The sequence below is a fragment of the Amycolatopsis alkalitolerans genome (assembly GCF_006152065.1).
In the GTDB taxonomy this organism is placed as follows: domain Bacteria; phylum Actinomycetota; class Actinomycetes; order Mycobacteriales; family Pseudonocardiaceae; genus Amycolatopsis_E; species Amycolatopsis_E alkalitolerans.
Map to the genome: position 1 here is coordinate 22,643 of NZ_VDFW01000024.1, position 16,966 is coordinate 39,608.

At 68.8% G+C, this 16,966-nt stretch carries 12 protein-coding genes and 2 pseudogenes; 8 read left to right on the plus strand and 6 right to left on the minus strand.

The features are described 5' to 3' along the window. Positions 1–355 precede the first annotated feature (355 nt). Both FG385_RS24040 and FG385_RS24045 read left to right on the plus strand, forming a co-directional pair. Positions 356–1,729 carry an FAD-binding oxidoreductase gene (locus tag FG385_RS24040; protein ID WP_139099101.1) on the plus strand — a complete coding sequence of 458 codons (1,374 nt, stop codon included), beginning with the start codon at positions 356–358 and terminating at the stop codon, positions 1,727–1,729. Between the two features lie 235 nt (positions 1,730–1,964). Next, positions 1,965–3,524 carry an acetolactate synthase large subunit gene (locus FG385_RS24045; protein ID WP_139099102.1) on the plus strand — a complete coding sequence of 520 codons (1,560 nt, stop codon included), beginning with the start codon at positions 1,965–1,967 and terminating at the stop codon, positions 3,522–3,524. Here the strand turns inward: FG385_RS24045 and FG385_RS24050 are convergent, their stop codons facing one another. Beyond that, positions 3,525–4,154 carry a TetR/AcrR family transcriptional regulator gene (locus tag FG385_RS24050; protein WP_139099048.1) on the minus strand — a complete coding sequence of 210 codons (630 nt, stop codon included), beginning with the start codon at positions 4,152–4,154 and terminating at the stop codon, positions 3,525–3,527. 147 nt (positions 4,155–4,301) lie between these two features. On the opposite strand from FG385_RS24050, the gene FG385_RS24055 reads away from it, so the two are divergent. The 3 genes and pseudogenes from FG385_RS24055 to FG385_RS35475 all read left to right on the plus strand — a co-directional run bounded on the left by FG385_RS24055 (position 4,302) and on the right by FG385_RS35475 (position 7,301). Then, positions 4,302–4,919: an SDR family NAD(P)-dependent oxidoreductase gene (locus FG385_RS24055; RefSeq protein ID WP_139099049.1), complete on the plus strand. Its 618-nt coding sequence runs from the start codon at positions 4,302–4,304 to the stop codon at positions 4,917–4,919. Between the two features lie 2 nt (positions 4,920–4,921). After that, positions 4,922–5,779, plus strand: a pseudogene (locus FG385_RS35470) (DUF5938 domain-containing protein); the annotation flags it as partial. 18 nt (positions 5,780–5,797) lie between these two features. Beyond that, positions 5,798–7,301, plus strand: a pseudogene (locus FG385_RS35475) (acyl-CoA synthetase). A gap of 45 nt (positions 7,302–7,346) precedes the next feature. On the opposite strand, the gene FG385_RS24065 reads toward FG385_RS35475, so the two are convergent. Further along, on the minus strand, positions 7,347–9,506 hold the full coding sequence (locus FG385_RS24065; RefSeq protein WP_200834629.1) for a 3-hydroxyacyl-CoA dehydrogenase NAD-binding domain-containing protein: 2,160 nt from the start codon (positions 9,504–9,506) through the stop codon (positions 7,347–7,349). Between the two features lie 2 nt (positions 9,507–9,508). Further along, the gene (locus FG385_RS24070; protein ID WP_139099051.1) at positions 9,509–10,720 is read right to left on the minus strand and encodes an acetyl-CoA C-acetyltransferase; all 1,212 of its coding nucleotides are present in this window, start codon (positions 10,718–10,720) and stop codon (positions 9,509–9,511) included. 108 nt (positions 10,721–10,828) lie between these two features. Here FG385_RS24070 and FG385_RS24075 point away from each other — a divergent pair, with 108 nt between their 5' ends. The 3 genes from FG385_RS24075 to FG385_RS24085 all read left to right on the plus strand — a co-directional run bounded on the left by FG385_RS24075 (position 10,829) and on the right by FG385_RS24085 (position 14,636). After that, positions 10,829–12,013 (plus strand): TetR/AcrR family transcriptional regulator, encoded by a 1,185-nt coding sequence (locus FG385_RS24075; protein WP_139099052.1) that lies wholly within the window; start codon positions 10,829–10,831, stop codon positions 12,011–12,013. A 107-nt stretch (positions 12,014–12,120) separates the two neighbouring features. Then, entirely contained in the window at positions 12,121–13,410 is a 1,290-nt protein-coding gene (locus FG385_RS24080) for an acyl-CoA dehydrogenase family protein (protein WP_139099103.1), read from the plus strand. A 14-nt stretch (positions 13,411–13,424) separates the two neighbouring features. Next, the gene (locus tag FG385_RS24085; protein WP_139099053.1) at positions 13,425–14,636 is read left to right on the plus strand and encodes an acyl-CoA dehydrogenase family protein; all 1,212 of its coding nucleotides are present in this window, start codon (positions 13,425–13,427) and stop codon (positions 14,634–14,636) included. A 25-nt stretch (positions 14,637–14,661) separates the two neighbouring features. On the opposite strand, the gene FG385_RS24090 is transcribed toward FG385_RS24085, so the two are convergent. From FG385_RS24090 to FG385_RS24100, 3 genes are read right to left on the minus strand one after another with little or no spacing between them, the layout of a single operon-like run. Beyond that, positions 14,662–14,913, minus strand: coding sequence for a hypothetical protein (locus tag FG385_RS24090; RefSeq protein ID WP_139099054.1), 252 nt, complete (start codon positions 14,911–14,913; stop codon positions 14,662–14,664). A gap of 19 nt (positions 14,914–14,932) precedes the next feature. Continuing rightward, positions 14,933–15,970, minus strand: a complete 1,038-nt coding sequence (locus FG385_RS24095) for an alpha/beta fold hydrolase (RefSeq protein WP_407645538.1) — start codon at positions 15,968–15,970, stop codon at positions 14,933–14,935. Further along, positions 15,967–16,740: an SDR family oxidoreductase gene (locus tag FG385_RS24100; RefSeq protein ID WP_235022766.1), complete on the minus strand. Its 774-nt coding sequence runs from the start codon at positions 16,738–16,740 to the stop codon at positions 15,967–15,969. The genes FG385_RS24095 and FG385_RS24100 overlap by 4 nt, the downstream gene beginning before the upstream one ends. Positions 16,741–16,966 lie beyond the last annotated feature (226 nt).

Here is a 16,966-nt window from a genome sequence, read left to right on the forward strand (position 1 = left end):
GGCGCGTACCCGGTTCGGCCAAGGCTCGTTGACAGCCGCTCGGCATCGGTGGAAATCTCCTGATCGCTTTCGAAAGCAAGGGCACATTCGCAAGTATCGAATCCGTTAAGGAGCAACACCCATGCACTTCTACTACTGCCACGACGTCCTCACCCACATCGTGGCCGGACTGGCTCACCTCGTCGGCTGGCTCGTCTGATCCGCGAATAGCCTGCAGAACTGAACGCGGGGCCGGGACGAATTGGCGCGGACCGGCCCCGCTCTGTTGCTGTGCCGGTCGGCCCACCGGCGCGGGCCCGGTCCGTACTACGCTGCGGTGAGCGGCAGTGTGGATCGGGAGAGGCGGGTGCACGTCATGGGCGAAGTCGCGGCACGGTTCGCCGGTATCGTCGGCGAAGTCAACCTGCTCACCGGGGACCGGATCAGCGAGGACTACGCACATGACGAGTCGCTGACCTCCGAACCCCGCAAACCGGCCTACGTGGCCAAACCCGGCGCGCCCGGGGAGGTCGCCGCGCTACTGGTCGCCGCCGGCGAGCACGGCGTCCCGGTCACCGCCCGGGGCTCCGGCAGCGGGATGTCCGCCGCGGCAAGGCCCCGCGAGGACGGCCTGCTCATCTCGTTCGAACGGATGAACAAGGTGCTCGAGATCGACACCGGCAACCAGGTCGCGGTCGTGCAGCCCGGGGTCACGCTCGCGGAACTGGACGAACGGACCGCCGAGGCGGGGCTCGCGTACACGGTGTTCCCCGGCGAGTTGAGCGCGAGCGTCGGCGGCACGGTCGGCACCAACGCCGGCGGGATGCGCGCCGTGAAGTACGGCGTCACCCGGCACAACGTCCTCGGCCTGCAGGCCGTGCTGCCGACCGGCGAGATCATCCGCACCGGCGGCAAGACCTCGAAGATCTCTACCGGCTACGACCTCACCCAGCTGATCATCGGTTCCGAGGGCACGCTCGCGCTCGCCACCGAGGTGACCGTCAAACTCTTCCCGCGGCTGCCCCACGGCGCGACGCTGCTGGCTCCGTTCGGCGATCTGCGGCAGGTCATGGAGGCCGTGCCGGGAATCGTGTCGAGCGGGCTCGCCCCGAACATCCTCGAGTACATCGACAACCTCACGATGGCCGCGATCAGCTACAACGAGCAGCTGAGCTTGGGGGTGCCGGACGAGATCCAGCAGGCCACGCAGGCATATCTGGTGGTGGGCCTGGAAAACCGCGACGCCGGCCGGCTCGACGGTGATGTCGCGCGCGCCGGGGAACTGCTGGCCGAACTCGGCGCCTCGGACGTGTACGTACTCGAGGGCGGTTCGGCCCGCAAGCTGATCGAGGCACGGGAAAAGGCGTTCTGGGCGGCGAAGTCCGCAGGGGCGGACGACGTGATCGACGTCGTGGTCCCCCGCTCCGAGATGCCGGGCTTCCTTGAAAAGACACGGGAAACCGCGCTCGCCGCGGAGTCCGGCGCGATCGGCTGCGGGCATGCCGGTGACGGCAACGTGCACCTGGCGATCTTCTGCAAGGATCGGGAGAAAAGGCACCGGCTGCTGCACGACATCTTCGCCGACGCGATCGCCCGCGGCGGCGCGATCTCCGGGGAGCACGGCATCGGTGCGGCCAAGAAGCGGTACTTCCTCGATCTGGAGGATCCCGCGAAGGTCGCCCTCATGCGGAGGCTCAAGCACGCCTTCGACCCTGGCGGCATCCTCAACCCCGGCGTCCTTTTCGACTAGTGTTTCGTGATCTGGTTGTCTTTGCGCGCGGGTGTGTTTGTTTGCCAGGCTACTGAGTTGGCCCTTGGCGTCGCTGAGTTGGCTCGGGGCGTTATCGAGTTGGCCGACCGCTGTCGCCTAGTGCACAGTCAGCGACCGGACCGGCCAACTCGACACCGCAGCGGACAAACCCACCGACCCAACGGGCCAACACGGCAACGTAAACCGGACAGGATCACACGACACTAGGAGCATGATGAACGGCGCGCAATCGTTGATCCGCACACTCGTCGACGCCGGTGTCGACGTGTGCTTCGCCAACCCCGGCACGTCGGAGATGCACTTCGTCGCCGCGCTCGACAGTGACGGTGGACCCGGGATGCGCGGCGTGCTCGGCCTGTTCGAAGGCGTGGTGACGGGCGCCGCCGACGGGTATGCGCGGATCGCGGGCAAACCGGCGGCGACGTTGCTGCATCTCGGACCGGGGCTGGGCAACGGCATGGCGAACCTGCACAACGCCCGCCGCGCGCATACGCCGGTCGTCAACGTCGTCGGGGACCACGCGACGTACCACAAGAAGTACGACGCGCCGCTGGAGTCGGACATCCCCGCCGTCGCGGGTTCCCTGCAGGGCTGGGTGCGCGAGTCGGGTAGCAGCGCCGACGTCGGCGCGGACGCCGCGGCGGCGGTCGCCGCGGCGATGGACCCGCCCGGTCGCGTGGCCACGCTGATCTTGCCCGCCGACGTCTCGTGGGGAGACGGCGGCGTGCTCGTCTCCCCGATCCCGCCCCGCAAACCGCATGCCGTCGGCGCCACGACGATCAAGTCGATCGCGGAGGTCCTGCGCTCCGGGGAACAGGTCGCGCTGCTCGTCGGCGGTCCCGCCGCCCGTGCGGCGGGTTTGCGCGCGGTCAGCCGTATCGCCGCCGCGACGGGAGCGAAGCCGTTCGTCGAAACCTTCCCTGCCCGGCTCGAGCGCGGCGCGGGCCTGCCGAACATCGAGCGCCTCGGATACCTCGCGGAGCAGGCGTCCTACCAGCTTGACGGCACGAAACACCTGATCGTCGCGGGCACCAAGGCGCCGGTCTCGTTCTTCGCCTATCCGGGAAAGCCGAGCGATCTCGTGCCCGACGGCGCGCAGGTGCACACGCTCGCGGAGCTTGATCACGACGTGGTCGGTGCTCTCGAAGCGCTCGCCGACGAGGTCGCGGCGGGAGTCGAACCGGTGGTGCAGGAGCCGGGCCGCCCCGCGCTGCCGAGCGGCCCGCTCACCGCGCAGAACTGGGTCGACGTGATCGGGGCCCTGCTGCCGGACGACGCGATCATCTCGGACGAGGCCAACACTTCCGGTGTGCTCCTCCCGGGCGCCACGGCGGGCGCGCCGCGGCACGACGTGCTGACACTGACCGGCGGCGCGATCGGCCAGGGCCTGCCCGTCGCCACGGGCGCCGCCGTCGCCGCCCCGGACCGCCCGGTGATCGCGCTGCAGGCGGACGGCAGCGCGCTGTACACGATCTCCGCGCTGTGGACGCAGGCGCGGGAGAACCTGGACGTGACGACGGTCGTGCTGAACAACCACGCCTACGCGATCCTCCGGATGGAGCTACAGCGGGTGGGCGCGGACGCGGGCGGCCCCAGGGCGAACGAGTTGCTCGACCTTTCCCGGCCGGACATGGACTTCGCGAAGATCGCCGAAGGCATGGGCGTGCCGGGCACGCGGGCCACCACGGCGGAGGAGCTTGCCGAGCAGTTCAGGGCCGCGGTCGCGGAACCGGGGCCGCATCTGATCGACGCGGTCGTCCCGCCCCTGATGTAGTCAACCGCAGACGACGGCCGTCAGCAGGTGCCGCACGCCGGTACGCAGATCGTCGAGCGCGAGTTCCGAACCGCTCAGGAACTTGAGCAGGGCCTGCTGGAACAGGCCGTCGAGGCACGCGTACGCCATCGGTGAAGAGCAGGACGGCTCGCGTCCGGCGAGTTCGGCGTATCGGCTGACGATGCGCCAGATCATCCGCTCCAGGCTGTCGTCGATCTCCGCGACGTCCGCCCGGAACGACTCCTCGAACAGCGACTGTGAGCGCAGGTCGTACCAGAGGCGGTGCATGTACGCCTCTTCCTCGAGCGTGCCCGCCATGGCCTCGGCGAATTCGTGCGCCAGTTGCTCGGGAATCTCGGCGGTGTCGACGATCCCGTCGTAGCGCTGCACGCAGTGCGCCTTGTACTGGCGCACGCAGTACGTGATCAGTTCGACCTTGTCGCGGAAGTAGTAGTGCAGCGTGCCGTGCGAGAACTCGGTGTTCTGCGCGATCTCACGCAGGCTCGTGCGCGCGTAGCCCCGCTCCGCAAGCGTTTGCAGGGCGCCGTCGGCCAGGAGCCGGCGGCGTTCTTCGAACTTGTCGACCTGTCTTCGCGAGATGCGGTCGAGTCGCTCGGCGGGCTTGGTCACCCGACAAACGTAGCCCGTCTTCACCGATCTGGTCGACTGTCCAGCTTTTTCTTGACGACTGTCCAGAAAAATCTGGACAGTCGTCCAGACTTGCACCACCGTGGTCTTCCACAGGGCACAAGGACGTGTTACCGAAAGGACGCCAGGATGGCTGGGTTGGCTCTGACAGGACGAAAAGCGCTGGTCACGGGTGGGGCACGAGGTCTGGGCGCGGGCGCGGCACAAGCGCTGACCGCCGCCGGGGCGCAGGTCATGATCGCCGACGTGCTCAAGGACGCGGGCGAGCACAAGCGCATGTTCGAGGTCAACCTCCTGGGCGCGCTGCTCGGGACCAAGCACGCGTTCCGCGCGATGCGGCCGGGCGGCGCGGACGGGCACTGCGGCACCGTCGTCAACATCTCGTCGGTCGCGGCGACCATCGCGTTCCCCGCCATCGCGGGCTATTCGGCCACCAAATCCGCCGTCGACCGGCTCACCAGGGTCGCGGCGATGGAGTCCGGGAAACTCGGCTACGGCGTCCGGGTCAACTGCATCTACCCGGGTCTCGTGCCGACCGAGATGGGCGTGAAGCTCGCCGTCGAGACCGCGGGTGTCGGCCTGTTCGAGAACACGGACGCCGCGGTCGCCGCCGTCGTCGGGCTGACGCCCTCCGGCCGGCTCGCCGAAGTCTCCGATATCGCGGACGCGGTGGTGTTCCTGGCCTCCGACAAAGCCAGGTTCATCAACGGAATCGGACTGCCGGTCGACGGCGGGATGGGGATGTGAGCATGAAACCCGTTGTCGTCTATGGCGTTTCCGGCTACACGGGCCGCCTGGTCTGCGAGTACCTCCGCGAGTTCCACATCCCCTTCGTCGCCGCCGGGCGTGACGGCAAGAAGGTGCAGGAGGTGGTGGACCGGATTCCGGGCGTGGACACGGTGGAGCACGAGGTCGTCGAGGTGAACCACGACGTCGAGTCGCTCACGGAACTGTTCCGCGGCGCTTCGGTCGTGTGCAACACCGTCGGCCCGTTCATCAAGTACGGCCCGGAAGTCGTGGAAGCGAGCCTCGCCGCCGGGACGCACTACCTGGACACCACGAGCGAGCAGGATTGGCTGCTCGACGCGCAGGCACGCTGGGGCAAGGCCTATGCGGACGCCGGCCTGCTGCTTTCGCCGTGTGTCGCGCAGATGTACACCACGAGCGAGATCGCCGCGAACCTGGCGCTGGAGACCCCCGGCCTCGACACGCTCGACATTCTCGTGCTGTGGAAGGGTTTCCCGACCTACGCGTCCACGCAGACGATCTTCACGATCCTCAAGGCCGACTGGTTCCACCTGGTCAACAACGAGTTCGTCGCCTGGGACCACACGAGTACGCGGGAATGCGTCGTGCCTGGCCAGCACGCGACAGCGCTGACCGTGCCCTGGGGCGGGATGGCGCATCCGGTGTGGTTCAAGAACGACCCGCGGGTGGCGACCGTGACCGCCACCGGCGGCGTGCTGGACCGTTCGGTGATGGACGGAGTCGTTGCCACCACGGGAATGTACGAGGAAAAGATCAAGCCGATGGAGCCGGACGCCCGCGAGGCGGCGCTGGCCGAGATCGCGGCCGGGCTGCAGGCGGGCATGCCGCCACGGGAGAACCCGCGGGTCAACACCTCGATCGACTCGGTGTATGCCTCGGGCCCGCTCGGCCGCGACGCACCCTGCCTGACGCTCGACGACGAGTTCCTGTCCTACGGGGAGGTCGTCGACCTGAGTCATGCGGTCGCCCGCGCGCTGCGGCGTGCGGGCGTCCGCCCCGGGGACAAGGTGGGGATCCTGTCGGCCAACGATCCGACGGCCTTCGCGTGCGTCTTCGGCATCGCGCGGGCCGGCGCGGTGTGGTGCCCGATCAATCCTCGCAACAGCGCGGCCGACAACGCCGAACTGCTGGACCTGTTCGACTGTGCGGCGCTGCTGTACCAGAGCCGTTTCGCGCAACTGGTCAAGGAGATCTCCGGCGAGCTGCCACAACTGCGGACGCTCGTGGAGTTCGGCGAGGGATTCGACACGTGGCTCGCTTCCGCAGCCGAGGACCCGGTCGCCGAGGCTCCCCCGCCGGACGACGTCGTAGCGATCGTCGGCACCGGCGGGACCACCGGGCGGCCCAAGGGCGTCCAGCTCACCGACCGCAACCTCGAAACGATGACGGCCATCACGCTGATGAGCTATCCCTTCGTAGGACGACCGGTCTACCTCGCGCTCGCGCCGCTCACCCACGCGGCCGGTGTGCTGTGCTTCCCGGTGCTGGCGCACGGCGGCGAGATCGTCGTGATGGCCGAGCCGGATGTCGGGAGGTTCCTGGAACTCATCGAGCGGCACCGGGTCACCCACACCTTCCTGCCACCGACGCTGATCTACCTCCTGCTCGGACATCCAACGTTGGACGCCACCGACCTCAGCTCGCTGCATGTCTCTGGTACGGCGCGGCACCGATGTCCGTCGCCAAGCTGGAGGAAGCGCTTACCCGCATCGGCCCGGTGATGGCCCAGTTGTTCGGCCAGTCGGAAGCGCCGATGATGATTTCGACGCTGGCGCCCGCCGAGCATTTCGACGCGGACGGTTCGGTCGCGGTCGGCCGCCTGTCCTCCGCCGGGCGACCGTCCCCTTTGGTCACCGTCGGCATCATGGACAAGCAAGGACGGTTGCTCGGCCCGGGTGAACGCGGTGAGATCGTGGTCCGCGGTTCGCTGGTGATGGCCGGGTACTACAAGAATCCCGCGGCGACGGCCGAGGTCTCCGCGCACGGCTGGCATCACACCGGCGATATCGGTTACCTGGACGAGGAGAACTTCCTCTACATCGTCGACCGCGCCAAGGACATGGTCATCACCGGCGGGTTCAACGTGTACTCGGCCGAGGTCGAACAGGCCCTCATGGCGCACGATGCGGTGCGGGACTGCGCCGTGGTCGGCCTGCCGGACGAAAAATGGGGCGAGCGCGTCACGGCCGTCGTGCAACCGCAGCCAGGCGCCTCGATCAACGCCGACGAGCTGATCGCATTCACCAAGGCGCGTATCGGAAGTGTGAAGGCGCCGAAACAGATCGAGTTCTGGCCGGACCGCCACGGTCCACAGTGGGCAAGGTGTTGAAGACCGACATCCGGCGGGAACTGTTGCGCTGAGCCTCGGGTGCCCGGGCGCAGGGGCCCGGGCACCCGAGTGCTCTCCTACTCGAAGATCTCGCCGCTTTCGGCCTTCTTCATCAAGGATTCCGGCGGCTGGAAGTGGTCACCGTAGCGTTCGGCCAATTCCCGGGCGCGGGCCACGAAACCCTTCAGGCCACCCTCGTACTGGTTGATGTACTGGATGACCCCACCGGTCCACGCCGGGAAACCGATGCCGAAGATCGAGCCGATGTTCGCGTCCTGCACTGAGGTGAGCACGCCCTCGTCGAAGCACTTCACCGTTTCGAGCGCCTCGGCGAACAGCATCCGCTCCTGCAGGTCGTTGAACGGAACCTGCGCGCTCCCCGCGTTGAACGCCGTCCGCAGGCCCGGCCACAGCCCGGACCGCTTCCCGTCCACGTACTCGTAGAACCCGGCGCCCGTCGAGCGGCCCTTGCGGTCGAACTCGTCGATCATCCGGTCGATGACCGCCTCGGACGCGTGCGGCGTCCACGTGCCGCCCGCCGCCTCCACCGCCGCGCGGGTCGCCTGGCGGATCTTGCGCGGCAGCGTCAGGGTCAGCTCGTCCATCAGTTGCAGCGGCGGCGCCGGGTACCCGGCCTGCGAACCCGCCTGCTCGATGGAAGCCGGTTCGACGCCTTCGCCCACGGCCGCGATCGCCTCGTTGATGAACGTGCCGATCACCCGCGAGGTGAAGAAGCCGCGGCTGTCGTGCACGACGATCGGGGTCTTCTTGATCTGCAGCGTGTAGTCGAAGACCTTCGCGAGCGTGGCGTCCGACGTCTTCTCGCCGCGGATGATCTCCACGAGCGGCATCTTGTCCACCGGCGAGAAGAAGTGGATCCCGATGAAGTCTTCCTGCCGCTGCACGCCCTGCGCGAGACCGGTGATCGGCAGCGTCGAGGTGTTCGAGCCCAGCACGGCGTCCGGGTTCACGATGTTCTCGATCTCACCGAACACCTTGTGCTTGAGCTCCTGGCTCTCGAACACGGCCTCGATCACGAAATCGACGCCCGCGAAGTCCGCCGGGTCGGCCGTCGCCTTGATGCGGGCCAGCAGCGCGTCCGACTTCTCCTTCGTGGTCCTGCCCCGCGAAAGCGCTTTCTCCTCGAGCTTGACCGCGTAGCCCTTGCCCTTCTCCGCGGCTTCCTGCGAAACGTCCTTCAGCACCACGTCGATCCCTGCCTTCGCCGAGACGTACGCGATCGCGGCGCCCATCATCCCGGCGCCGAGCACACCGACCTTCTTGGCGGTGTACTTCTCGACGTCACCAGGACGGGAGCCGCCGGAGTTGATGTGCTGCAAGTCGAAGAAGAAGGCCTTCGTCATGTTCTTCGCGACCTGCCCGGTCGCGAGGTTCACGAAGTACCGGGTCTCGATCTGCGTCGCGGTGTCGATGTCGACCTGCGCGCCCTCCACCGCCGCCGCCAGGATCGCCCGCGGGGCGGGCATCGGCGCGCCCTTGAGCTGCTTGCGCAGGTTCGCCGGGAACGCGGGCAGGTTCGCCGCGAACGACGGGCTCGACGGCGAGCCGCCGGGGATCTTGTAGCCCTTGACGTCCCACGGCTGCGCGGCCTCGGGGTTGGCCTTGACCCACTCCTTGGCCTTCGGCAGCAGTTCGTCCACACTGGACACCAGCTCGTGCACAAGGCCGAACTCCAGCGCCTTCGCCGGCTTGTGCCGCTGGCCCTGCACGAGCCAGTTCAGCACCGCGTTCTGGATGCCGACCAGCCGCACCGTGCGGGCAACGCCGCCACCGCCGGGCAGCAGGCCCAGGGTGACCTCGGGGAACCCGATCTGCACGCCGGGCACGTCCGCGACGATCCGGCGGTGGGTGGCCAGCGCGATCTCCAGGCCGCCGCCGAGCGCGGCCCCGTTGATCGCGGCGACGACGGGTTTGCCCAGCGTCTCCAGCCGGCGCATCTGCGCCTTCATCTCGTTGGTGCTGTGGGCGAACTCCGCGGCGTGCTCGCGCGTCGCCTGGATCAGGTCCCGGAGGTCACCGCCGGCGAAGAAGGTCTTCTTGGCCGAGGTGATCACCACGCCGGTGATCGAGTCCTTTTCGGACTCCAGCCGGTCGAGGGTCTGCCCGAACGACGCCCGGAAGTCGGCGTTCATGGTGTTCGCCGACTGGTTCGGATCGTCGAGGGTGAGCACGACGATTCCGTCGGAGTCCTTGTCCCACTTGATCGTGTTGGTCATGCTCACACCCGCTCGATGATCGTGCCGATACCCATTCCGCCGCCGATGCACAGCGACAGCAACGCCCGCCGCTCACCACGGCGCTCCAGCTCGTCAACCATGGTGCCGAGGATCATCGCACCGGTCGCGCCGAGCGGGTGGCCCATGGCGATCGCCCCGCCGTTGACGTTGACCTTCTCCTCCGGCAACTTCAGGTCCTTCATCCACTTCAGCACAACGGAAGCGAACGCCTCGTTCAGCTCGAACAGGTCGATGTCGTCCGTGGTCAGGCCGGCGGTGGCGAGCACCTTCTGGGTGGCCGGCGTCGGACCGGTGAGCATGATCGTCGGGTCGGAGCCGGTGACCGCGGCCGAGACGATGCGCGCCCGCGGGGTGAGCCCGAGGTCCCTGCCGACCTGCTCGTCACCGATCAGCACGATCGCCGCGCCGTCCACGATGCCGGAGGAGTTCCCGCCTGTGTGCACGTGGTCGATCTTCTCGACCCAGTGGTACTTCTGCAGCGCCACCGCGTCGAACCCGCCGAACTCGCCGATCGTCTCGAAGGCCGGCTTGAGCTTCGCCAGGCTCTCCATCGTGGTGCCGGGGCGGCGGTGCTCGTCATGGTCGAGGACCGTGACGCCGTTGATGTCCTTCACCGGTACCACGGACTTCGCGAAGTACCCGCCCGACCAGGCCGCCTCGGCCTTCTCCTGCGAGCGGACCGCGAACCGGTCCACGTCCTCGCGCGAGAAGCCCTCCATGGTGGCGATGAGGTCGGCGCCGATGCCCTGCGGCGCGATGTAGTTGTCGTACGCGGTGGCCGGGTCGGCGAACATCGCGCCGCCGTCGGAACCCATCGGCACCCGCGACATCGACTCGACCCCACCGGCGATGATCAGGTTCTCCCACCCCGAGCGCACCCGCGCCGCGGCCTGGTTGACCGCCTCCAGACCCGAGGAGCAGAACCGGTTGAGCTGCACGCCCGCGACCGTGTCGGGCAGGCCGGCGGCCATCGCCGCGGTCCGCGCGATGTCGGCGCCCTGGTCCCCGACCGGGGTCACGCACCCGAGGACGATGTCCTGGATCCGGGCCGGGTCCAGCCCGGGATGGCGCGCCTTGAGCTCCGCGATCAGACCGACCACCAGGTCGAGTGGCTTCGTCCCGTGCAGGGACCCGCCCTTGTTCTTACCCCGAGGCGTGCGGATCGCCTCGTAGATGTAGGCCTCGTTGCTCACGCGGACAACCCTTCCTCGATTCCGCTAATCTTGACTAACATAATCCGCCCATATCCGCAGGTGTCAACTGGTTGCAGTGTGATCTACCGGCGCTAGAGTGGTCTCACCATGCAGCAGTCCCGAAGCCGTCGCCCCGGCGACCGGAAGAGCCAGCTCGCCGCGATCGCGGCCGAGCTGTTCCGTGCCCGCGGGTACCGCGGGGTGGGCATCAACGACATCGCCGCGGCCGCCGGGATCACCGGCCCGGCCCTGTACCGGCACTTCGCGGACAAGCAGGCCATCCTCGCGTACGTGCTCCTGTCCCGCGTACGCGATATGGAGGCCGAGACGACGGCAGCGCTGACAGTGCTGGAGAAGCCGAGCGGCGAGCAGGTCGACCAGCTGCTGTCCCGGATCGCGTCGGCGTCGGTCGAGCGCCGCGAAGTCGCCGCGCTGTGGCGCTGGGAGGGCAAGCACCTCGCGCCGGGAGACCAGAAGGAGATCGGCAAGCGGTCGTCGGCGATCCTCACCGCGTGGGCCAAGGTCCTGATGGAAATCCGCCCCGAACTGGCCGCGGCCGACGCCGAACTGCTGTGCTGGGCCGCGCTGAGCGTGTTCGGCAGTGTCTCCGTGCATCACACGACGGTCGCCAAACGGCGGTTCGCGCGGTTGCTCACCGATCTGGCCAAACGCGTCCTGAGCGCGGACCTCCCGGCCGTGACCAGCGCTGCGCCGGCCGCTCCGGCGCTCGGCGTCGGCACCCGGTCACGGCGTGAGCAGGTGCTCGCCGCGGCCACGGACCTGTTCCGGCGCCGCGGCTTCCACGACGTCAGCATTGAGGACATCGGTGCGGCCGCGGGTATCGCGGGCCCCAGCGTGTACCGGCACTTCCCCAGCAAGGCAAGCCTGATCCACGCGATCGCCCGCCGCGCCGCCGACCGGCTCGCCGTGGCGACCGAAGAGGTGCTCCGCGGCAGTTCGGACGAGCGAGAAGCGCTGCGGCGCCTGGTTTCCTCGTATGTTCAGGTGCTCACCGGTTCGGGTGAGCTCGCGGTGTCCTTCTCCATCGATGCGGTGAACGTCGCCGAGCCGGAACGCGCCGAACTGGTACGCGTCCAGCGCGACTACGTCACACGCTGGGTGGATCTGCTGTGCACGGTCGAGCCCGGGCTGGACCGGCGCGAAGCCAGGATCACCGTGCACGCGGCGCTGACGATCGCGAACGACCTGGCCCGGACGCGACGGGTCAGCGCGCGCCCGAACCTGGCCGCCGAGCTGGCGACGTTGTTGTCGGCTGTGCTGAACATCGGCTGAGCGGCAGGTCCTGCGCACGCAAGCCTGAGCGTGCTAACCTACTCGCGAGTAGGTAGAGGTCTGATGAGGAGTGCGACGTGGGAACACCCCAGCGCAAGCGCGACCTGATGGGCGCCGGTCTTGCCGCACTGACCAAGCTCGCCGGCAACAGGACGCTGGAGCGGGCGGGCCTGCGCGTGCCGTTGCAGCACCTGGTCGGCGCCGCGACCAAGGGCGGCTTCCGCACGGCGGGCGCCGCTTCGCGCGCGTTCTCGGCGGCACGGGTCACGGGCAAGCCGGCGCGGCCCGCGGCGCCGGCGGGCAAGGGCCTGTTCGACCTCACGCCGAGCGACGAGCAGCAGATGATCGTCGAGACGGTCAGCGAGTTCGCCGCCGAGCAACTGCGCCCGGCCGCGGCCGAAGCCGACGCGAAGCTGGCCCCGCCGGACGGCCTGCTCACGCGCGCGACAGAACTGGGCGTCACGCTCATCGGCATCCCGGAAGAGCTCGGCGGCGCCGGTTCGGAGCGCTCGGTCGTGACGAGCGCGCTGATCGCGGAAGCACTGGCGCACGGCGATCTCGGGCTCGCGGTGGCGGTGCTGGCGCCGTCGGCCGTGAGCACCGCGCTGGTGCTGTGGGGCGACGCGCAGCAGCAGGCCGACTACCTCCCGGCGTTCGTCGGCGAGAACGTGCCCGCCGCGGCGCTCGCGCTGCAGGAGGCACGCCCGCTGTTCGACCCGTTCAAACCCGCGACGCGCGCCCGCCGGACGCCGTCCGGGTACCAGCTGGACGGGGTGAAGTCCTTGGTACCGCGGGCTTCCCAGGCTGAGCTGTTCATCGTCTCGGCCGATCTCGAGGGTCGCGGGCCGGGGCTGTTCCTCGTCGAATCGTCGGCTTCGGGGCTGACCGTCGAGGCCGAACCGGCGATGGGCCTGCGCGGTGCGGCGACCGGGAAGCTGTTCCTGGACAAGGTGAAAGTCCCCGCGGGCGCGTTGCTCGGCACGCCGGACGCGTTCGCCGACGTCGTGCGGCTTTCACGGCTCGGCTGGGCGGCGCTCGCGACCGGTACCGCGAAGGCCGTGCTGGATTACGTGATCCCGTACGTCAACGATCGCACCGCGTTCGGCGAGCCGATCAGCCACCGGCAGGCCGTCGCGTTCTCGGTCGCGGACATCGCGATCGAACTGGAGGGCCTGCGCCTGGTGACGCTGCGCGCGGCGGCACGGGCCGAGCAGGGCAAACCGTATGCACGCGAGGTGGCGCTGGCCCGGAAACTGGCCACGGACAAGGGAATGCGGATCGGCAATGCCGGGGTGCAGCTGCTCGGCGGGCACGGGTTCACCAAGGAGCATCCGGTGGAGCGGTGGTACCGCGATCTGCGCGCGATCGGTATCGCCGAGGGCGTCGTCCTTCTCTGAAGAAAGGGTTTGCCGTGATCAACCTCGAACCACCGAAGAAGGCCGGCGCGCTGATCAACCAGGCGTACCAGGCCGCGTCGCAGGTGCTGCGGCCGATCTCGCGGAAGTACGACCGGGCGGAGCACGCGTACCCGAAAGAGCTGGACATGTTCGCCGCGGTGCTCGACGGGCTGAACTCGTCCGGCGAAGGCGGCGCGGGCGCGGCCGGTGTCCGGCGAGAATCTTCCACGAAAGACTCTTCTGGCAACAGGAACGGCGGCAACCTGAGCACGGTGCTCGGCACGATCGAGATGTGCTGGGGTGACGTGGCCCTGTTGCTGTCGATGCCGCGGCAGGGCCTCGGCAACGCGGCGATCGCCTCGGTCGCGAACGACGAGCAGCTGGCGCGGTTCGGCAAGCTGTGGGCCGCGATGGCGATCACGGAGCCGGACTGCGGGTCCGACTCGGCGGCCATCACCACGACCGCGGTCGAAGACGGCGATTCGTATGTGCTGAACGGTGAGAAGATCTTCGTCACCTCGGGCCAGCGCGCGGACGCGGTGGTCGTCTGGGCCACTTTGGACAGGTCCGCCGGCCGGGCGGCGATCAAGTCCTTGGTGGTCGAAAAGGGCACGCCGGGCTTCGAAGTCGTGCGCCTGGAACACAAGCTGGGGATCCGTGCCTCGGACACGGCGGTGCTGCGGTTCGACAACTGCCGGGTGCCGAAGGAGAACCTGCTGGGCTCGCCGGAGGTCGACACCAAGAAGGGTTTCGCGGGGGTCATGCAGACCTTCGACAACACCCGTCCGCTGGTGGCGGCGATGGCCGTCGGCCTCGCCCGCGCCGCGCTGGAGGAGACCGCGCGCATCCTGGAAGAGGCCGGCGTGGTCGTGGACTACGACAAGCCCGCCAACAGCCAGCACGCCGCGGCTGCCGCCTACCTGGAGCTGGAGGCCGACTACGAGGCGGCGTACCTGCTGACGCTGGAATCGGCGTGGATGGCGGACAACCGCAAGCCGAACTCGCTGCAGGCCTCGATGGCGAAGGCCAAGGCCGGACGGTCCGTTGTGGACATCACGCTTCGCTGCGTGGAACTGGCCGGCGCGTTCGGGTACACCGAGGAGTCCCTGCTGGAGAAGTGGGCGCGTGACTCGAAGATCCTGGACATCTTCGAAGGGACGCAGCAGATCCAGCAGCTCATCGTGGCCCGCCGCGTGCTGGGGAAGACGAGCGCCGAACTGAAGTAGCTTGTGCGGGAACGGAACCGCCCGGTCACCGAGGAGGCCGGTGACCGGGCGGGTTCACCCGTCGTCCAGCTCCCGTGGGGACTTCGCGCGGTCGTCCCTCGCGTCCCAGTTGATCGGTGAAGCCCGCATCTCGCCCCGTGCGCGCCCGATCGCCCCAGCGCGGCATCATGATCTTCTGCTGGCCGGGCACCCGGCGATCCCGCAGGTCGGTGATCAGCGCCGCGCCCAGCAGCAGCGCGAGCACGGTCCCCAGGACGATCCAGAGCGTCAGCATCATCCCACCCCCTCGGACGCACTCAGGTGAAGAACGCGTCGATATGCGCCCACGTGGTCGTCCGGGCACGGCGGCCGGTGAGCACGCCCAAGTGTCCACCTGGTGCCACCTGGAAGTCCACCTTCGGCGCCGAAGGCAGCAGCGCGGTCAGCCGTTCGACCGCCCGCCGCGGCGCGATCGTGTCGTTCTCGCCCGCGATGACCAGTACCGGCACGCCGACCCCGGACAGCGAAATGATCCGGCCGCCGAAATCGACCTCGCCGTCCGCCAGATCGTTCGCGCGGAAGAACCGGTGGTACAGCTGGCCGAAGGTGCGGCCGGGATACGCCAGCATGTTGTCCATGAAATGGTCCACCGCCTCGAGTTGCGCGAGGAAATCGCGGTCGTCGAGGTTGCGCAGGATGGCCAGCGGTTTCGTGATCTCCTTGTCGATCCCGGTCGCCCAGAACACCCGGCCGACCACATAGGACGGTGCGCCGCCCAGCAGCCGGTAGAACGGGGTCAGCAGATGACCGCCGGTCGCCGCCACCAGCGGGCGGAACGGGGCGATCAGCGGGATCTCGGTGAAGTCGACCGGCGAAGCGATCGTCACCAGCGACGAGATCGGCAGATCCGGCTGGTCCGCGGCGGTCAGCAGCGAGAACAGCCCGCCCAGGCACCACGCGATCACCTGCACGCCCTGGCCACCCGCGTCCTCGCTCACGTGCCGGATCGCGCGCGGCAGCACCTCGTCGATCCAGTGCTCGACGCCGAGCCGCCGGTCGGAGAACGCGACCGAGCCGTAGTCGACGAGGTACGTCCGCCGGCCCTGACCCACCAGATGCTCGGCCAGGCTGCAGCCACGTCGCAGGTCGAAGCACAGCGTGGGCGCGGCCAGCGGCGGCACGAGCAGGACCGGCGGGCCCGAGGACTCGCCGTGGAACCGGTACACCGACCTGTTCGGCCCCTGGTCGATCAGCGTGCGCGGCATCGGCCGCAGATCCGCCACCCCGCCCCGGACCTTGCCGACCACGTTCGCCGCGGCAGCCGCCAGACTGACCGGGGACAACGAAACGCTCAAGACCGCCGCACCTTCGCCTCGTAGTCGGCTCGCGCACCGGAATGCGCCCGTGTGAACACCTTATCCGCTCCGACCACGCGGACGAACCACTCCGACGCCGACCGCGGCACGAGCCGGGCGATCCGCCCGGTGATGTCGAGCGATTTCGGCACGAACACGTCGAACCGGGGCTCACGCAGGACGGCCACGATCGCCCGCGCCACGTCGTCGGGCGGCAGCGACTTGAACATCTTCGTCTCCGGCAACCCGTCGGCCAGACGCGTGCGCACCACGGCCGGCATCACGCACGAAATGTCCACACCGGACCCGCGCAGCTCCATCCTGACCGCCTCCGACAACCCGACGACCGCGTGCTTCGTCGCGCAATACGTTGTCGCGCCGGGGAAACCGGCCTTGCCGGCCATCGAGGCGACGTTCACGATGTGCCCGGCCGCGCGCGGCCGCATCCGCTTGACCGCCTCACGGGTGCCATGGATGACGCTGTGCAGGTTGATCTCCAGCTGCCGCGTGGTCGCCGCGTCGTCCTCGTCCTCGAACGGTCCGACCAGCATCACCCCGGCGTTGTTGATCAGCACGTCGACCGGCTCGAGCCGGCGCTCGGCCTCGTCGAGGAACCCGGCGAACGCCTTCCCGTCGGTGACGTCGAGCGGCAGGGCGATGGTCTCCCCGCCGAGCTCGGCCGCGGTCTTCTCGGCCAGCGCCTGGCGGACGTCGCCGATCGCGATCCGGGCCCCGAACGGGATCAGCGCGGCCGCCGTCGTGGCGCCGATCCCCTACGCCCCGCCGGTGATGACGATGACCTTGCCGCGCAGCTCCGTTGCCATGGCGCCCATCCTGCCGGGTGCGGGACAGTTTTTCCACCAGTGTCACAACGCGGTGAGGATGCGCGGACCGTCCTCGGTCACGGCGATCGCCTCGCCGGCTGCCCGGGTGCGCCAACTCGATCACAGATCTCCTGTCGGTATAATTATACCGGTATTTCTATCACAGTGGTAC

Coding starts and splice junctions, on each gene's coding strand:
- FG385_RS24040 (WP_139099101.1), top strand. CDS start 356: ATGGGCGAAGTCGCGGCACGGTTCGCCGGTATCGTCGGCGAAGTCAAC.
- FG385_RS24045 (WP_139099102.1), top strand. CDS start 1,965: ATGAACGGCGCGCAATCGTTGATCCGCACACTCGTCGACGCCGGTGTC.
- FG385_RS24055 (WP_139099049.1), top strand. CDS start 4,302: ATGGCTGGGTTGGCTCTGACAGGACGAAAAGCGCTGGTCACGGGTGGG.
- FG385_RS24065 (WP_200834629.1), bottom strand. CDS start 9,506: ATGACCAACACGATCAAGTGGGACAAGGACTCCGACGGAATCGTCGTG.
- FG385_RS24075 (WP_139099052.1), top strand. CDS start 10,829: ATGCAGCAGTCCCGAAGCCGTCGCCCCGGCGACCGGAAGAGCCAGCTC.
- FG385_RS24080 (WP_139099103.1), top strand. CDS start 12,121: ATGGGCGCCGGTCTTGCCGCACTGACCAAGCTCGCCGGCAACAGGACG.
- FG385_RS24090 (WP_139099054.1), bottom strand. CDS start 14,913: ATGATGCTGACGCTCTGGATCGTCCTGGGGACCGTGCTCGCGCTGCTG.